Annotated in this window: 12 protein-coding genes and 1 pseudogene; 3 read left to right on the top strand and 10 right to left on the bottom strand. The window is 71.2% G+C overall.

Annotated features, from left to right (window positions below; genetic code table 11):
• Positions 1–86 precede the first annotated feature (86 nt).
• Positions 87–1916 carry a collagenase gene (locus OG798_RS53825; RefSeq protein ID WP_328755882.1) on the bottom strand — a complete coding sequence of 610 codons (1830 nt, stop codon included), beginning with the start codon at positions 1914–1916 and terminating at the stop codon, positions 87–89.
• A gap of 438 nt (positions 1917–2354) precedes the next feature.
• Between OG798_RS53825 and OG798_RS53820 the strand changes: the two genes are divergently transcribed.
• Positions 2355–3788: an aminopeptidase P family protein gene (locus OG798_RS53820; protein WP_328755883.1), complete on the top strand. Its 1434-nt coding sequence runs from the start codon at positions 2355–2357 to the stop codon at positions 3786–3788.
• Between the two features lie 38 nt (positions 3789–3826).
• Here the strand turns inward: OG798_RS53820 and OG798_RS53815 are convergent, their stop codons facing one another.
• Complete coding sequence (locus OG798_RS53815) at positions 3827–4786, bottom strand: LysR family transcriptional regulator (protein WP_328755884.1); 960 nt, start codon at positions 4784–4786, stop codon at positions 3827–3829.
• Between the two features lie 544 nt (positions 4787–5330).
• Between OG798_RS53815 and OG798_RS53810 the strand changes: the two genes are divergently transcribed.
• Complete coding sequence (locus OG798_RS53810; RefSeq protein ID WP_328755886.1) at positions 5331–7463, top strand: MFS transporter; 2133 nt, start codon at positions 5331–5333, stop codon at positions 7461–7463.
• 137 nt (positions 7464–7600) lie between these two features.
• Here OG798_RS53810 and OG798_RS53805 read toward each other — a convergent pair whose 3' ends face one another.
• The 6 genes and pseudogenes from OG798_RS53805 to OG798_RS53780 all read right to left on the bottom strand — a co-directional run.
• Positions 7601–7999 carry a DUF6234 family protein gene (locus tag OG798_RS53805; protein ID WP_220788774.1) on the bottom strand — a complete coding sequence of 133 codons (399 nt, stop codon included), beginning with the start codon at positions 7997–7999 and terminating at the stop codon, positions 7601–7603.
• Between the two features lie 198 nt (positions 8000–8197).
• On the bottom strand, positions 8198–9397 hold the full coding sequence (locus tag OG798_RS53800; protein ID WP_257039828.1) for an alpha/beta hydrolase family protein: 1200 nt from the start codon (positions 9395–9397) through the stop codon (positions 8198–8200).
• Between the two features lie 103 nt (positions 9398–9500).
• On the bottom strand, positions 9501–9839 hold the full coding sequence (locus OG798_RS53795; protein WP_097228266.1) for a winged helix-turn-helix domain-containing protein: 339 nt from the start codon (positions 9837–9839) through the stop codon (positions 9501–9503).
• Positions 9836–10591 carry a hypothetical protein gene (locus OG798_RS53790; RefSeq protein WP_143670898.1) on the bottom strand — a complete coding sequence of 252 codons (756 nt, stop codon included), beginning with the start codon at positions 10589–10591 and terminating at the stop codon, positions 9836–9838. Before OG798_RS53790 ends, OG798_RS53795 begins: the two co-directional genes overlap by 4 nt.
• Positions 10592–10928: 337 nt before the next feature.
• The gene (locus OG798_RS53785) at positions 10929–11381 is read right to left on the bottom strand and encodes a MarR family winged helix-turn-helix transcriptional regulator (protein ID WP_121413793.1); all 453 of its coding nucleotides are present in this window, start codon (positions 11379–11381) and stop codon (positions 10929–10931) included.
• A 150-nt stretch (positions 11382–11531) separates the two neighbouring features.
• A pseudogene (locus OG798_RS53780) lies at positions 11532–12278 on the bottom strand (alpha-hydroxy-acid oxidizing protein); the annotation flags it as partial.
• A 179-nt stretch (positions 12279–12457) separates the two neighbouring features.
• Between OG798_RS53780 and OG798_RS53775 the strand changes: the two are divergent.
• Positions 12458–12817 (top strand): hypothetical protein, encoded by a 360-nt coding sequence (locus tag OG798_RS53775; protein WP_328755889.1) that lies wholly within the window; start codon positions 12458–12460, stop codon positions 12815–12817.
• On the opposite strand, the gene OG798_RS53770 is transcribed toward OG798_RS53775, so the two are convergent.
• Together OG798_RS53770 and mdlC are read right to left on the bottom strand one after the other, a co-directional pair.
• Complete coding sequence (locus OG798_RS53770; RefSeq protein WP_328755890.1) at positions 12814–13575, bottom strand: SDR family oxidoreductase; 762 nt, start codon at positions 13573–13575, stop codon at positions 12814–12816. The genes OG798_RS53775 and OG798_RS53770 overlap by 4 nt on opposite strands.
• A gap of 38 nt (positions 13576–13613) precedes the next feature.
• Positions 13614–15224, bottom strand: a complete 1611-nt coding sequence (gene mdlC / locus OG798_RS53765; protein WP_328755891.1) for a benzoylformate decarboxylase — start codon at positions 15222–15224, stop codon at positions 13614–13616.
• Positions 15225–15555: the final 331 nt, after the last annotated feature.

Below are 15555 nucleotides of genomic sequence, written 5' to 3'. Positions count from 1 at the left end.
CACCCCGCCGCCTTGTCGGGCCGCGGGGTGACAGGGAGAGGCACGGGCAGGGGCAGGCGGCGGCCGGTTCGGCCGTCAGTGCTCGGTCAGCTGCTGCTCCCCCGGCAGGCGCCGGCCGCGCACGTGTCGAGCCAGGCGTCGAAGTCCGCGTCGTAACGGGTGCCGATGCCGGTGTTGTAGACCGCGTAGGCTCCGGCGTAGTCGCCGGTGCGGAACTTGGTGAGCATGGCCTGCACGTCGTCCGGGTGGTTCTCAAGCATGTAGCGGACGGCCAGGTAGCCCCAGGGGTAGGTGCGGGTCAGGTCGGAGTTGGCGTACGTGCTCTGCCACAGGGTGCTCAGGGCGTAGGTGTGCTTCCCGGCATCGAAGAGCGCCTCGGTGTCGGGCATGCCCCGGTAGCTGTACGAGACGTACTCGGCGAAGCCCTCGATCCACCAGATGTCCGGGACCGTCTGGCCCGCGGAGAAGTCGCCGTAGGTGTCGTAGCGGCCGTCGAGGTAGTGGGTGTACTCGTGGTTCAGGTTCCAGATGTCCGCCGGGAAGCCGTCGCCCACGCTCTTCACGTAGGCGACGAAGCGGGCCTGGTTGTCGGGGTCGGCGGGGTTGCCCTCCAGGTATTCGCCGCCGTTGTCGGTGCTGTTGCCGAAGATCCAGCCTGAGTAGGTCCGGTAGTCCCTGGGGCTCGCGAAGACGACGATCTGGATGGTGGTGTTGCGGTCGTCGGCGACCGGGCCGCTGTCTTTGACGATGCCGTGGAAGTAGGCGTCCTGTCCCTGCACGCTCTTGCAGGCCTCGGCGAGCGCCGGGCCGGTCAGGGACTGGGCCAGGAACGTGTGCCCGTCATCGCACCTGTAGGTGATGGGGAGTGCCGCCGCGGTGAGCTGGGACGTCAGGTCGCAGGTGTCGTAGTACGAGCATTGGGCCGCGTCGTGCGCGGAGGTCATCTCGGCGGCGCCGACCCACAGCGCAGCGGTCGGGCCGGTGATCGAGGAGGCGCCGAGCAGGCCCTTCACCATCGGCCGCACCTTGTCCTTGAGCCCGGCCGTGTCGAGGAAGCGTGCCGTCTCCGTTCCGGCGTTGGAGGCCATGAAGTACCAGGTCCCGCTCAGCATCGACAGGTGGTTCAGGGTGAACGAGTTCAGCGTGTCGATGATGCTCGGGTCGGCGGTGACCGCGCTGATGAACGCGGGGTTGAAGTGGCCGCGGAAGAGCGGGGTGAAGACGTCGTTGACGGCCGTGTCCATGCTCCAGTAGGCGTCGTAGGAGCTGTCGTAGGCGTTCAGCACTCGCTGGTACGTGTCCAGGTAGCGGGCCTGCTCGTTGGCGCTGTCCGTCAGGATGATGACGTCGCCCAGGATGTTGCCGTGTTCCGAACTGACGTCCATGAAGTGGGAGTTGGCGGTGAACGTGTCCAGTCCGCATTCGATGGCCGCGGCCAGGGTCGGGCCGTAGTCGCCGACGTCGGCCGAGTCGTTGTACTGCACGTAGTAGCCGGCGCGCAGGAACAGCACGAGCTGCCACACGTGGGTGGAGTTGTCGCCGGGGTACGTCTGCGACGCGTCCTGGAAGGCGCCTGCGACGGTCACCATCTGCGCCTCGCGGAACACGTTGCGGGCGTCGGTGCCGGTGATGCCGAACAGCGTATTGATGCAGTCGGTGGTCGAGTCCTTGATGTATGCGACCAGTTCGGATCCGGTGCGGGTGCCGAAGTCGGCCGGGGTGCACGACGCGGCCGCCGCATCTTTCGTGGCCTTGGGAGGCCGTACGGCCTTCGAGGATGAGGAGGTCTGCGGCAACTGCGGGCTGAGCGGCCGGACATGGGCGGCGGCCAGTCGCCCGCTCTGGACGTCTGCCTGCTCGGACGCAGCGGTGTTCGCGCCGAGCGGCGACAGCGCGCGCGGCTCGGGCCTGGTCACGGCGGGGGTTGTGGGAGCAGCTGTCGCGGCGGTCTTCGGTCCGGCTGCTGCGAGGGCCGGTGCGGCCGGCAGGCCTGCCATCAGGGCGCTGGCCGCCAGGCTGACGGCCAGGAATCTGGGCGCGAATCTGGACGTGAATCTGGACGGACTTCCGGGATGGAATCGGGGCAGGGCAGGTCGACGACGCATCAATGCTCCTTCGGGAGTGGGGGGTCGCTTCGAGCACGAGCGGCGAGGCGTGGGGGGAACGTCCCACCCACCGTGGCCAATGACAACGGACCGAGGGATACGACAATGGAGGGGCGGGCCATAACATCCGTGCCCGCAGAGGCAGTTGACGGTCCAGGCGGGACGCCGAGCAGGTCTTCGCCCCGTGTTATGCGTGCGGCGGGAAAACGGTATGGGGCGGGGCGGCCCCCTGCTCCCTACGATCCCGGCATGACGACGAAGAAGCCGCTCCACACCGGTTCGCACGACCTTCCGGTCTCCTCAGCGCTCGCCGAGTTCCTCATGGGGAACTGGGAGTCTTCGCCGCGAGCCGATCCGCCCCCGCAGTCGATCGCACCGTGGGCGGCCAAGCGGCGCGACCGGCTGTCCGCGCGCTTCCCCGGCGAACGGCTCGTCGTTCCCTCAGGCGTCCTCAAGGTGCGCAGCAACGACTGCGACTACCGGTTCCGGCCGCACACCGCGTTCTCGTACCTGACGGGTGGGACCGAGCCGGGCAGCGTCCTGATCCTCGAACCGACCGCCTCTGGTCACGAGGCGGTGCTGCACGTCCGTCCGCGATCCCCGCGCGACACCGGGGAGTTCTACCGCGACCGCCGCTACGGCGAGATCTGGGTCGGCCGCCGCGCCACCCTCGACGAGGCCTCCGCACTGCTCGGCGTGGCGACCCAGGGTCTCGACGACGTGCCCGCCCGGCTGAAGGGCGCGCGGCCGGCCCGCTTGCTGCGCGGCGTCGACCCGGAGATCGACGCGCTCCTCGACAGCACCGGCCGCGAAGAGGCCGACCTCGAATTCGCCTCGTTCCTGTCCGAGATGCGCCTGGTCAAGGACGAGTGGGAGGTCGAGCAGCTGCAGATCGCGGTGGACGCCACGGTGGCCGGATTCACCGACGTCGTGCGCGCACTGCCCGAGGCCGTCCGCCATCCGCGCGGCGAACGCTGGGTCGAGGGCGTCTTCGGCCTGCGCGCCCGCCTCGAGGGCAACGGCCTCGGCTACGAGACGATCGCCGCCGCCGGAGTGCACGCGTGCGTACTGCACTGGATCGCCAACGACGGTCCGGTCCGTCCCGGTGACCTGCTGCTGCTCGACGCCGGCGTCGAGTCGGACACGCTCTACACCGCCGACATCACGCGCACCCTTCCGGTGAGCGGCACCTTCACCGCCGCGCAGCGCGACCTCTACGACCTCGTGCTCGCCGCGCAGGACGCCGGTATCGCGGCGGTCCGGCCGGGCGCGCGTTTTCGTGACTTCCACCTCGCCGCGATGCGGGTCATCGCCGAGGGGCTGCACTCCTGGGGCCTGCTCCCGGTGACGCCGGACGAGGCCCTTGAGCCCGGGAGCGGTCTGTTCCGCCGCTACACGTGGTGCAGCAGCGGCCACATGCTGGGCATGGACGTCCACGACTGCGCCGCGGCCCGTGCCGAGCAGTACCTGGACGGCGTCCTGGAGGCGGGCCATGTCCTGACCGTCGAGCCGGGCCTGTATCTCCAGCCGGACGACCTGACGCTGCCGCCGGAGCTGCGCGGCGTCGGCGTGCGCATCGAGGACGATCTGGTCGTCACCCAGGACGGCGCCCGCCTCATGTCGTCGGCGCTGCCGCGCACCGCGTCGGCGATCGAGGCGTGGATGGGCGAGCTCCTGGCCTGACCCCGCGCCCCGGGGCGCGGGCGCCGCCGTAACCGGCCCTAGGAATAGGGCAGATGGAACGTCTGCGCCGCCCACGCCTGGAAGTGCGCCGACCGCGTGATGAGGTCGCGGTAGGACGCGTGCGCGGAGCTGAACAGTGTCTCCGTGATGTCCTCCGTGACCTGGTCGCGGCGCCATGCGAGCAGGTAGCGGGTCCACAGCGGTGTGCCGGTCAGCGGTTTGACGATCACGCCCTGGTCCGGCCGGGTCGTAGCCTGCACGATGGAGACGCCGAGTCCCTCGGCGATCATGTCCTGGAGCTGGAGCCGGTCACCGAGGTACTCGTGGACGGCCGCGGGCGTGAACCCGGCTGCCGCGCAGGCCGCGTAGAACACGCCCGGCCAGCCGGCACCGTCGTCGGGGGTCAGGAACCAGGCCTCGTCGGCGAGTTCGGCGAGGGGGACCTCCATGCGGTGCTTGAGCCGGTGACCGGCGGGCAGGGCTACGAAGGCGGGTTCGTTGACGATCTCGCGATGCGCCACGGCCGCGGAGTGCCGCAGCTCCATTCCGGGGTAGTCCGCGGCGATCGCGGCGTCCAGCTCGCCCTTCTCCAAGTGCTCGACTATCTCCGACGACGGGTAGACGCTGCTCACCGTCAGCGTGAGATCGGGCCTCCGGCTGCGTATACGGACGACCATGCCGGACAGGACGGGCGAGTTGGTCGCCGCAAGGCGCAGGACCCGGGGTGCTTTGACGCCGCCCGCCGCCGGACGGCGCCTGATGGCATCCGCACGGGCCAGAATGTCGCGCGCCTGGGTCAGGACCTCAAGGCCGTACTGGGTCGGTTCGACTCCCGACGCGGTACGCACGAACAAGTCCTCGCCGAAGAGGCGCTCGATCCGGCGCAGTTGGGTGCTCATCGCCGGCTGCGAGTACTTCAGGAGTGCCGCGGCGCGCCCCAGACTCCCGGCGTCGGCGATCGCACACAAGGTCCGCAGATGCCGAAGCTCCAGGTCCATCGTCCGGGCTCCTCGTCTCGACGCCCCTGCCGTCCGCGGTCACCGGGCGACTCTAGCGGTGGTTCGTCAGGGGGTCAGCAGGCGGAGGGTGGAGCCGGACACGTCGATGCCGGACGGACACACAGGCACGTGGAGGAGTTCGGCCGGCCGGGGGTGAACTGCGAGGCCGTCGTCGCCTGTCCGGGGACCCGCGTGTGCGGGGACTTCTGGTCCTCCGGTTCTGGCCGGGGCTGCGTCTCCCCCGGTTCACCGGCGTCGCCGCGTGAGGGGCGTGGTGGTGGGGCCGTGCCGTCCGTGGTGCGCGTCGGCGGTGATCGCAGAGGGGGCGGGCGCAGAGGAAGCGGTCGCGTTGCCGTGTTCGTCGCCGTCCGGGGTGCGGGGCCCGGCGGGCTGCGCCGGGACCGTTCTGCGGCCGGGGTGGACGGCCCCGGTGGAGATAGGCAGGCTGCCTGTTAATATTTGTCAGGTGGCCTGCTCATCTCCGCCGGGATCTCCCCAGCAGGCCTGCCCCGTAGCGGAAGGTCCCGGAGGAAGGAGCCGCGCCGTGCCGTCTGCCGGTGACACCCGCACTCCGGAGCGGATATCCGAGGCCGGAGCGCCCCGTGGCAATCCCTTCGGTGCGCGCTTTGTGGCGCCGCTGTACCTGGGGGCCTCGCTCAACCCGGTCAACAGCTCGATCATCGCGACGGCGCTGGTCGCCATCGCCGCGGCCCTGCACATCCCCGTCGGGGACACCGCGATCCTGATCTCCAGCCTCTATCTCACCAGCGCGCTGGCCCAGCCCGCCGCCGGGCGTCTCGCCGAGGAGTTCGGGCCCCGGCGGATCTTCGTGGCCGGTATCACGCTGGTGCTCGCGGCCGGGATCGTCGGCTCGCTGGCCCACTCGCTGACGGCACTGATCGTGGCGCGGGTACTGATCGGCGCGGGCACCTCGGCGGGCTACCCGGCGGCGATGCTGCTGATCCGCCGCCGCGCCGAACAGGCCGGCCACGCGGCCCCGCCGCGCGAGGTGCTCGGCGGTCTGTCGATCACCGGTGCCGCCACCGTCGCCGTCGGCCCCGCCATCGGCGGACTGCTGATCGGCTGGGCGGGCTGGCGCGCCGCCTTCTGGATCAACATCCCGGTCGCCGCCGTCGCCCTGGTCCTGGCGCTGGCCGGGGTCGCCCGGGACCCCGAACCGGTGCGCTTCGGCTCGCCCCGCGCGCTCGCCTCCCGCATCGACCTGCTCGGCATGCTGGGCTTCGGCGGCTCGCTCACCGCGCTGATGGTCTTCCTCGACGCGCTGCCGCGCCTGGAGTGGCCCGCGCTCGCCGCCGCCCTGGTCCTCGCCGCCGCCCTGGTCGGCTGGGAACTGCGCGCCGCCCAGCCCTTCCTCGACGTACGGCTGCTCGTCGCCAACGGCGCCCTGACCCGCACCTACCTGCGCAACGGCCTGACCCTGATGGGCACCTACGTGATCCTGTACGGGCTCACCCAGTGGCTGGAGGTGGCCCGCGGCCTGTCCGCCTACCAGGCCGGGCTGATGCTGATGCCGATGGGTGTGCTGACCGCCCTGGCCGCCCGGGTGGTGTCGCGGCGGGCGGTGGTGCGGTGGCCGCTGATCGCCTGCGCGGTCCTGCTGCTCGTCGGCGCGGTGGCCACGCTGTTCGTGGGCAGCGGCACCCCGATCGCGGCGGTCATCTGTGTCACCGCGGTCTTCGGCCTGACCTCCGGCGCCGGGACGGTCGCCAACCAGACCGTCCTCTACCAGGAGGCCCCCGCCGCCGCGCTGGGCACCGCTTCCGGACTGCTGCGCACCTTCGGCTACATCGGGTCCATCGCCTCGGCGGCGATCACCGGCACCGCCTTCCACCGCGGCGTGAGCGACAGCGGCCTGCACTCCATAGCGTGGGTGCTGGTCGCGATCTCCGCTCTCGTCCTCGTCATGACCGTCCTCGACCGGCAGTTGGCCCGCGCCGACCGGCACCACACGAACCAGCCCCCGGCCGGGGCCCGGAATCCGGGCCCCGCGCCCAGCACAGAACCCACTCACACAGAACCCCCTCGCACAGAAAGCCGATCCGCCGACATGACCACTGGTACGCACACCGCCCCCGCCCTCGACCCGGCCCGCACCGCGCTGCTGCTGATGGACTTCCAGCCCGTCGTGCTCGGCGCCGTGCCCGACCCGCAGGGCGTGCTCGCCCGCGCGGGCGAGGCACTGGCCTGGGCCCGCGCCCACGGGGCGCACGTCGTCTTCGTACGCGTCGCGCTCGCGGAGAAGGACGCCGCCGCCGTGCCCGCCCACAACAAGACGTTCTCCCAGGCCGTCGCGGCCGGGTACCTCACCGACGGCACCGCGGCGACGGCCGTGCACGAGTCCCTGAAGGCCGGGGAGGACGATCTGACCGTGCGCAAGACACGCATCAGCGCCTTCGCCAGCGACACCGACCTGCGCGCCGAACTCCGCGCCCGCGGCGTGGACACCCTGGTCCTCGCCGGGCTGTCCACCAGCGGCGTGGTGCTGACCACCCTGCGGCAGGCGGCCGATGAGGACTACCGCCTGTTCCTCCTGGCCGACGCCACCGCCGACCCCGATCCGGAGGTGCACCGGGTGCTCATGGAGAAGGTCTTCCCCCACCAGGCCGAGATCATCAGCACCGCGGACCTCGCCGCCCTGAGCACGGCAGCGGCGTAACCGGCACGACGCCGGGCGGCCCTCGGTACTGGTGGGGTCTCGTATTCAACTGCCGCCAGATCTCTGCGGGGCTCAGTCTCGGCTGTCACCGTCAGTGATATCGGGCAACAGTGTGGTTCGAGCCGCGCCCGGGTGTCTCAGCAGTTGGCGCTGTAGCGGATACACCCGGGCGAGGGGGCGTGGTCGGTATCCCACTGGTGCTGTGTGGCCCCCAGTATCAGGCCAGCCAGGAGAGCCACCAGCAGGTGTGCGATCGCCGTCCAGGGGGCACGGAACAGTCCCGCGAGTACTGCCACGATGAGTACGGCGACCAACAGCACCCACACCCGATTGATGTGCGCGAGGGTTGCCGCGTCGACCTGCGCCTTGTCGCCTTGCGCCGCCCATACCTCCATGCCGAGGCCGAACATCCAGTCCAGCACCAGCCACGCGGTCTCCAGTAGGGACAGCGGTACCGCGAGGGCAAGGTCCGCGCCCCGGCGTGTTCGGTGCGCCCAGGGGCGCCAGCGATTCGGCGCTGGAAGGGGATTCGTCATGGCTGCAGGGTGCCGAGCCTGGTGTTGACACGCATGAGTACGCGTACCCAATTCCGCGTCGACGGCGGCGAGCGGCAGGAGCGCCGATCACGCGAGGGAAGGGCTGTGCGGATGGCTGCCTTCGCGAAGGCCGCAGCCGGATGGCGACGGCATTTTCTGGCGGCCCTGGTATGACCGCGCATCGCGCGGTCCGACGCTTCACGGGATGAACTTCACCTCTGGGAAGGCCGTACTCGGGCCGTCGAGCAGACGCTCCCTGCGGTGCCGCAGGTGCAGGTCGAAGAACGCGAGCGGGTAGGCCTGTTGGATCCGTACCGCCCGGGCCGGATCGAGGGTGCCGATCATGTCCTGGATCTGCTGGTCGGTCATGCCGAGGATCTTGCCCGCTTGCGGGATCAGCGTCACGTTGTCGCCGTATGAGGGGTGGATGGCCCCGCCGGCCTGGATGTCGAGCCGCCAGCCGCGAAGGTGTGTCCAGAACTCGGCGACGTCCGGCATGGCGTCCCGGGTGAACACGGCGGTCATCATCATGAACGGCCGGTCCAGGTCGGCGGTGATGGTCGGCTGCATCGGGCCGTCGAGGCTGAGCCCGGCACGGACGCGCTGGTCGGCGAGCATGGTGAGCGCGGTGGCGGTGCCGCCCTTCGACCAGCCGAACGCGCCGATGCGCTTCGGGTCGAGGGCGCCGAGAAGGCCCTGGGGCAGCGGCTTGCCGTCGGCGTCGGGGTTGCGCCCGGCGGCGAGCCCCTCCACGCAGTCGAGCAGGAACCGGAGGTCTGCGGCGAAGTCCCTCGGGTACATCGGGACGTCGTCCGGGGTGAGCACCCGGCCGTCGGGGAATTCGGTGAACGTGTCGTGGGTGTGGTCGACGGTGACCACGGCGTAGCCGCGGCTGGCGAGTTCCTGGACCATGATGGTGTGGTCGCCGCGGTGGCTGCCCGAGCCGTGCGAGTACACGATGACGGGCAGGCGGTGGCCGGCATGGTGCACGGGTGCGCCCACGTGTGCGGCGGTGAGCGGGCCGAGGGCGGGGTCGAGGGAGAAGCCGGCGTCCGTGAGGAGCGCCCGCAACGCGCCCTCGGTCATCCAGGGGGCGCGCGGCAGGCCCTCCGCCCTGCGGGCGGGGTACCAGACGCCGGCCATCAACTCGCGGTGATGCCCGGGGCCGGCCACGGGATCGGGACGTGAGGTGTCGACGAGGTGGAGCGGCACCGTGCCCACGGGGTGCGGCCCGGTGGGCCTGGGCAGCGTGAGTCGAGACGAGCCGGGGGCGGTGGGAGCTGCCCACGCCTGGCGCGCTGCGCTGATCGGCACGGCGGCCCCGACCCCCGCCGCCAGCGCGGCTGCGAACATGCGACGGCGCGTCAAGTCCGTCTTGGTGACCGATGTGATGCTCACGTGTCCTCCCCAGGTTTCTTGGACGGTGTTCGGCGTGCTGTCCGGGTCCGCCGGACGTCGGCGGGAGCCGCTCACGGCTCACCACGGCTTGCAGGAGCCCAGATCAGGACTCCGGGGCTGAACTGCCTTGCTCGATCTGATGGATGAGCCGCTTGAGCTGGGTGACCTCGTCCTGCAGGGCGCGGTAGCCGGCCGGGGTGAGGGAGAGCCAGGTGCGGGCACGTTTGCCCTCGTAGCCCTTCTCGATCTCGACCAGTCCGGCCTTCTCCAGGACGGCCAGGTGCTGGCTGAGATTTCCGGCGGTGAGTCCGAGCGCCGTGCGCAGGAAGCCGAACTCGACCCGGCGCGCCTGGTGGGCGACGGTGAGGATGCCGAGGCGGACACGCTGGTGGACCACGTCGTCCAGGCCGGTGACGGGGTGCGGGGCGGGCTGATCGGTCATGAGACGTCGCGCTGACGGGACAGCTCGGCCAGAGCGAACCCGAGCGCGCCGAGCAGGAGCAGCACACCGGGTACGCCGTAGCGGGGCACGGCGGACCAGGGTGAGGTGAACGGGATCCCCGCCCAGCCGGTGGTGAGCGGCACCAGCTCGATGGCCAGGTACACCACTGTGAGTAGCAGTAGGGTGCGGCTGCGTTCCACCCAGGCCAGCACCAGCAGCGGCAGCCCGACGGCTGTGGCGTTCCCGGTGAGTCGGTGGAGGAACGCCGTCACCCCGGAGGCGGGGTCGAGGTGCAGGCCCCAGAAGTCGATCGGGGCGCCGGGCTGCGGCATCCCCTGACGGATGCTCCAGATCTCGGTGGCGGTCACCAGACCGACCAGGGCGGTCCCGGTGAGGATGTACGGCCGGACCGGGGTTCCGACACCGCGGTTGCGGGAGCGGCGGATGTAGAAGAACGCCGTCGCGGCGTAGGCGAGGGCGAGCCCGATGGGCCAGTAGACCGGCGAGCCCTGCGTGACCTGCGTGACCTGGGTGCAGCCGGTGCCTGCCGCGGGTGCGGTCGCCGGGCAGGGCACGGTCTCGACCTTGAAGGTGAAGCGGCTGACCAGGATCCCGCCCAGCGTGAGCACGCCCAGCAGCAGGAGGGGAAACCAGGCGCCGCGCTGCGCGGCACGGACCCGGCGGGTCAAGTCACCAAGGCCGGCGAGGACTTCGTGAGGAGTGCCCGGAGAGGGCATCGATGCATCTGCCATGGCATCAGCTTTGCATCACAAACCCGTTGGGGCAAGAAATCCGTGTGCGCTCCAAGATCAGGCCGGGAGAATCCGGCGGTCCGTGGTCGGCCCCGCCGGCTTGCGGTGATGCCCGGGTGATGCCTGTGGGCTGCCAAGTCCTCGTTCCGGCACCTGCAGACGCACGTCGGCAGAGACATCGGCTTCAACAAGCCATCGTTTCCTGAAGGCCGGCTGCCGACCTGCCTGAGCACCCCTCAGGGCCTTCACCGAGATCCACATCGGCTACGCGCGGGTGAAGCAGCTCACTACCGGCTGACCGCTACCGTCAAAATCCGGTCCGCTCCTCCCCGCGGGCCTAGACGGTCTCGGAGTCCGCCAGGCGATTCATGATCTCGGCGGCCTTGTCGAGCGTCCGACGCTCGGGGGCTCGAAGCGCGGACCCGATCACCTCGGCCAGCCACGCCTCACGGGCCGCCGGGATCCGCTCGGTCAGCGTCCGCCCGGCCGGGGTCGCACTCACCAGGACCTTGCGCCCGTCGTTGGGGTCCTTCGCGGTGGTGATCAGCTCGCCGGCGCGCAGCGCGGCCACGGTCTCCGCCATCGACTGCCGCCGCACGTGCTCGGCCTGCGCGAGCTCGCTCACGGTCATCGGGCCGTCCGTGACGATCCGGTGCAGCGTGGTCAGATGCGACCAGTTCCACGGCAGGTCGTCGATCGGCGCCTCGGTGCGCAGCCGCGCGCGCAGCCGCGTCATCGCCCGCATCAGCTCGACGGCGGTGCCCTCTGGCGGTACCGGTTCGCTACTCACCGAGTCAGCATATTGCAGGGCGAAGACGCCCTGACCAGGGACGGGAACCGGGAGAGGTGGATCCCCGGGCAGGCGGACCCGATGTCCCGTCAGCGGCCCGTCGGACAGGCCCGGTTGCCCGTACGGAGCTCACCTGTTCCGTGGCGGGCCTACCGCGGCCCGCACATCCTCCTCGGGGGCTTTGACCAGCCGGGCCCTGAAGACCGGGTCGGACGTGTAGTCGGCAAGGCAGTGGCCGCGCAGCTGCGGGAAGTTGCCGGTTGCCAGGTCGCGGGGGCGCCATCCGGTGATCCAGGTGTCCAGCGTCACCACGATGCCCTTGAAGCCCGCCGTTTCGGCCCGGCGCACCAGGCTCTGGGCCAGCTCCCGGTCGGTGGGGGTGTACAGCGAGAAGAATCCCGGGGTGTCCCCGAACTCGGCCGCGACCTCCTCCAGCGGATCGACGCTGAGGGTGGAGGCCATCATCGGCACGCCCGTACGGGCGGCTGCGCGGGCCGTGGCCAGGTCGCCGCGGCCGTCCTGCGCGCACAGCCCGATCACCCCGACGGGTGCCATGAACAGCGGGGACGGCAGACGCGTCCCGAACAGGTTCACCGACATGTCGCGCCGGGCCGCACCGGCCATCATCCGCGGCACCAGCCCCCACCGCAGGAACGCCGAGACGTTGGCCCGCTGGGTGGACTCGTCTCCTGCGCCACCGGCGACATACGACAGCAGCGACAGCAGCGACAGCGCCGCCCGCGCTCGCGCCTCCAGCTCCTGGAACTCCATCGGCAGGGCGGGCAGCACGCCGGACAGCCCGCCGGTGTAGATCTCGTTCTGGTAGTCACCGAACTGCCCGTCGAGCTCCCGGTTCACCCGCGGGGTCACCGCCCTCGCCTCACCTGCCCCGGCCATCGGGGGCCAGTGGCTTTTCATCGTGCGGCCGGGACGGGACGGCGGCCAGGCCACAGCGGTACGGACCGCGCTGAAGGGGTTGTGGCCGGCGTACATTGATCCGCCGCGGCCCCCGGTCACGTCCCGCGCGCGCGGTCCGCCGATGAGCAGCCGGTGATCTCGTTTTGTACGATCGGGGCATGGCTGCGGAGTATCCCGAGGCCGCAAAGCAGCTGTCCGTGGTCGCGGAGCGCGTGGGGGCACATCTTTCGGACGTCAGCCGTGACATCGGGGAGCAGCTGCTCGCGGAGATCCCGGAGCTCCGGGGTGACGGGACCGTCATCAAGATCCTCGAGGCGAGCGTCGCGGAGAACGTCGCCACGCTGCTGCACATTTTCGAGAACGACATACCGCTGGACAACGTCGAGGGGCTCCCGGTCGCCTCGGAGTACGCCAGGAGACTGGCCCAGCACCGCTGGGGGCACCCCCTGCTCGAAGAGCTTGGGGGAGGGCGTGCCGGGCCCCCGCGTCTGCGGCATGACCGGCCGGGCAGGCCCTAGAAGCTCCTGCGCACACCCCCGTCGACCGACAGCATCACGCCCGTGAGGTAGGACGCGGCGGGCGACAGCAGGAAGGCGGCGCTGCGGCCGAACTCCTCGGGGGTTCCGTAGCGGCGCAGGGGGACGCCGGCGGTCGCACGGGCGCGGGCGGCGTCGGCGTGGCCGGTGTGCGCGTCGAGTTCGCGGACCCGGTCGGTCTCGATGTGGGCGGGCACGAGACCGACGACGCGGATACCCCGGGGACCCAGCTCGTTCGCCAGGTTCTTCGCGTAACCGGCCAGGCCCGGCCGGAAGGCGTTGGAGAGCGCGAGGCCGGGAATCGGCTCGTACACGGAGCTGGAGAGGACGAAGCCGATGACCCCTCCCCCGTCCAGCTCCGCCGCGACGGCGCGCGACAGCCGCACCGCACCGAGGAAGACCGACTCGAAGGCGGCGCGCCACAGGTCGTCGTCGATGGTGTCCGACGTACCTGGCGGCGGGCCGCCGACGCTGATGAGCACCCCGTCCAGCCGCTTGAAGGCATCGCGTGCCGCGCCGATGAGCCGGTCCGGGGCAGCGGGGTCGGCGTTGTCGGCCACGACACCGACCGCCTGCCCCCGGCCGCCGAGCTCCGCCTCGGCGGCGGCCACCGACTTCTCGCCGCGGCCGCTGACGACCACCCTCGCCCCGTCCGCCACCAGTTCGCGCGCGGCGGCCCTGCCCAGACCGCGGGTGCCGCCGGTGACGATGTACACCCGGTCCTTCAGTCCAAGGTCCATGACCGCTGTCTCCTGTCCCGCCGTGCCGGTCGCACGGCCTACAGCATCGCCTTCTGGGGCTGGGTGGGCACCACGATGACGGTGGCGGTGCCGGCGCTCAGGGCCGCCTTGAACTCCCGCTCCAGGTCCCCCGTGGTCTCCACGTCGACCGCACGGCATCCGAATCCGCGGGCCACCGAGGCGATGTCGAGCCCGGGCAGGTCAAGTCCCGGAACGCCCGGCGTCTCCTCCAGTACCGCGAACGACTTGAGGATGGAGTACTCCTGGTTGCGCATGACCACATACACGATGGGGAGGTTGTGCCGGGCCGCCGTCCAGATGGCCTGCACGGAGTACTGGAAGGAACCGTCGCCGATCAGGCCGACCACCGGCCGGTCGACGCCCCGGTCCCGGTCGCCCAGCGCGACGCCCACCGCGGCCGGGGTGGCCCAGCCGATCCCTCCGCTGGCCGTGGCGAAGAACGATCCGCTCCTGACCGTCGGAAGCCACTCGACCTGCTGCGCCATCGTGGAGGTCGATTCGTTGACGATGACCGCGTCCGGCGGCCGGACCCTGCTCAGGGCGGCGTACACCTCCGGCGGGGTGAGCGGGCTGCCCGGCACCTGCGGCAGCTCACGGGGCCGCGCCATCGGCTCCGGAGCGGTCCGCGCAGACCCCTCGGCGACCATGTCCAGGAGCAGCTCGGTCGCCGTCGCGGGATCGCCCAGGAGGCTGTCGCCCACCCGCGCCGCCGCGGCAACCCCCGGATTGCCGGTGATCTGCAGGAGCTCGGTGCCGTCGGGGAGGTAGTCGCCGGGCACGTAGGGGTAGTAGCGGAACGCCTCCGCGCCGATCACGACCACCAGGTCGTGCCCGGCCAGCCGGTCGCTGATGGTCTTCACCGACATGCCGAGCGGGCCGCGGAAGAGGGGGTGGTCCTCGGGGAAGGAGGCGCGGTCCAGCAGCGGGGCGCCGTAGACGGAAGCGCGCAGCTTCTCCGCCAGGGCCACCGCCGCGTCCCAGCCGCCGGCCCGGTCCACCTCCGGCCCGAAGACCAGCGCGGGACGGCGGCTTGCGGAGATGCGGTCGGCGAACAGCCGCAGGCGCTGCGCATCGGGGACGACCCGGTCGCTGACGGTCCGGACCCGGGTGAATCCGGACAGCGGCCGCTTCCAGTCGTCCATGGGAATCGACAGGTAGACCGGTCCCGCCGGCGGCTGCAGTGCCTCCGCATAGGCCCGCATGAAAGCCTCGGGGACGTCTTCGGCGCGGGCCGGCTCGTAGGACCATTTCACCCACGGCTTCGGCAGCGTGGTGGCCTCGCGGTTGCCGAGATACGGCTCCCCGATCACGAGTTCACGGTGCTGCTGTCCCGAGGTGATGATCAGCGGCGTGTTTCCGTGGTAGGCCGCCACCAGGTTGCCCATCGCGTTTCCCACCCCGGCCGAGGAGTGCACGTTGACCAGTGCCGGGCGGCGCGTGACCTGGGCGAAGGCGTCGGCCATCGCGATGACGGACGCCTCCTGCAGCGCCAGGACGTAGGTGAAGTCCTCGGGGAAATCCTGCAGGAAGGTCTGCTCGGTCGAGCCGGGATTGCCGAAGACCGTGGTGAGTTTCAGGGTCCGCAGCAGGTCGTAGGTCACGCTGTGGACGGTGGATCGCTCGGTCATTGTTGCCACCGACTTTCGTGCTGGAGCCGGGCGCCGGGTCAGCGGCCCTGCCCGTGGGGTGCGCGCTTCTCGGTGAAGGCCCGGGCGCCTTCCCTCGCGTCGTGGGACGCCGGAACCAAGCGCCGATCCGATCCTGCTCGACACCGGCGCCCTCGTCGCGAAATGCGGTCCGTTCGGTGACGGCACGTCCGGCGGCCGCCACGGCCGGCGGGGCGACGCCGCAGCGGACCTCCGTCCGGCCGAAGCCCGGCGCTCCGCGGGGCCACGCTCATGCCGCGGGCGGGCGCCGTCCCGGGGCCCGCGACGGGCCGGCCGCCGTGCCGTCTGCCGC

Origin of the sequence: Streptomyces sp. NBC_00271, from assembly GCF_036178845.1 — a bacterium.
Lineage (GTDB): Bacteria > Actinomycetota > Actinomycetes > Streptomycetales > Streptomycetaceae > Streptomyces.
This window is presented reverse-complemented; position numbering and strand designations above follow the sequence as displayed.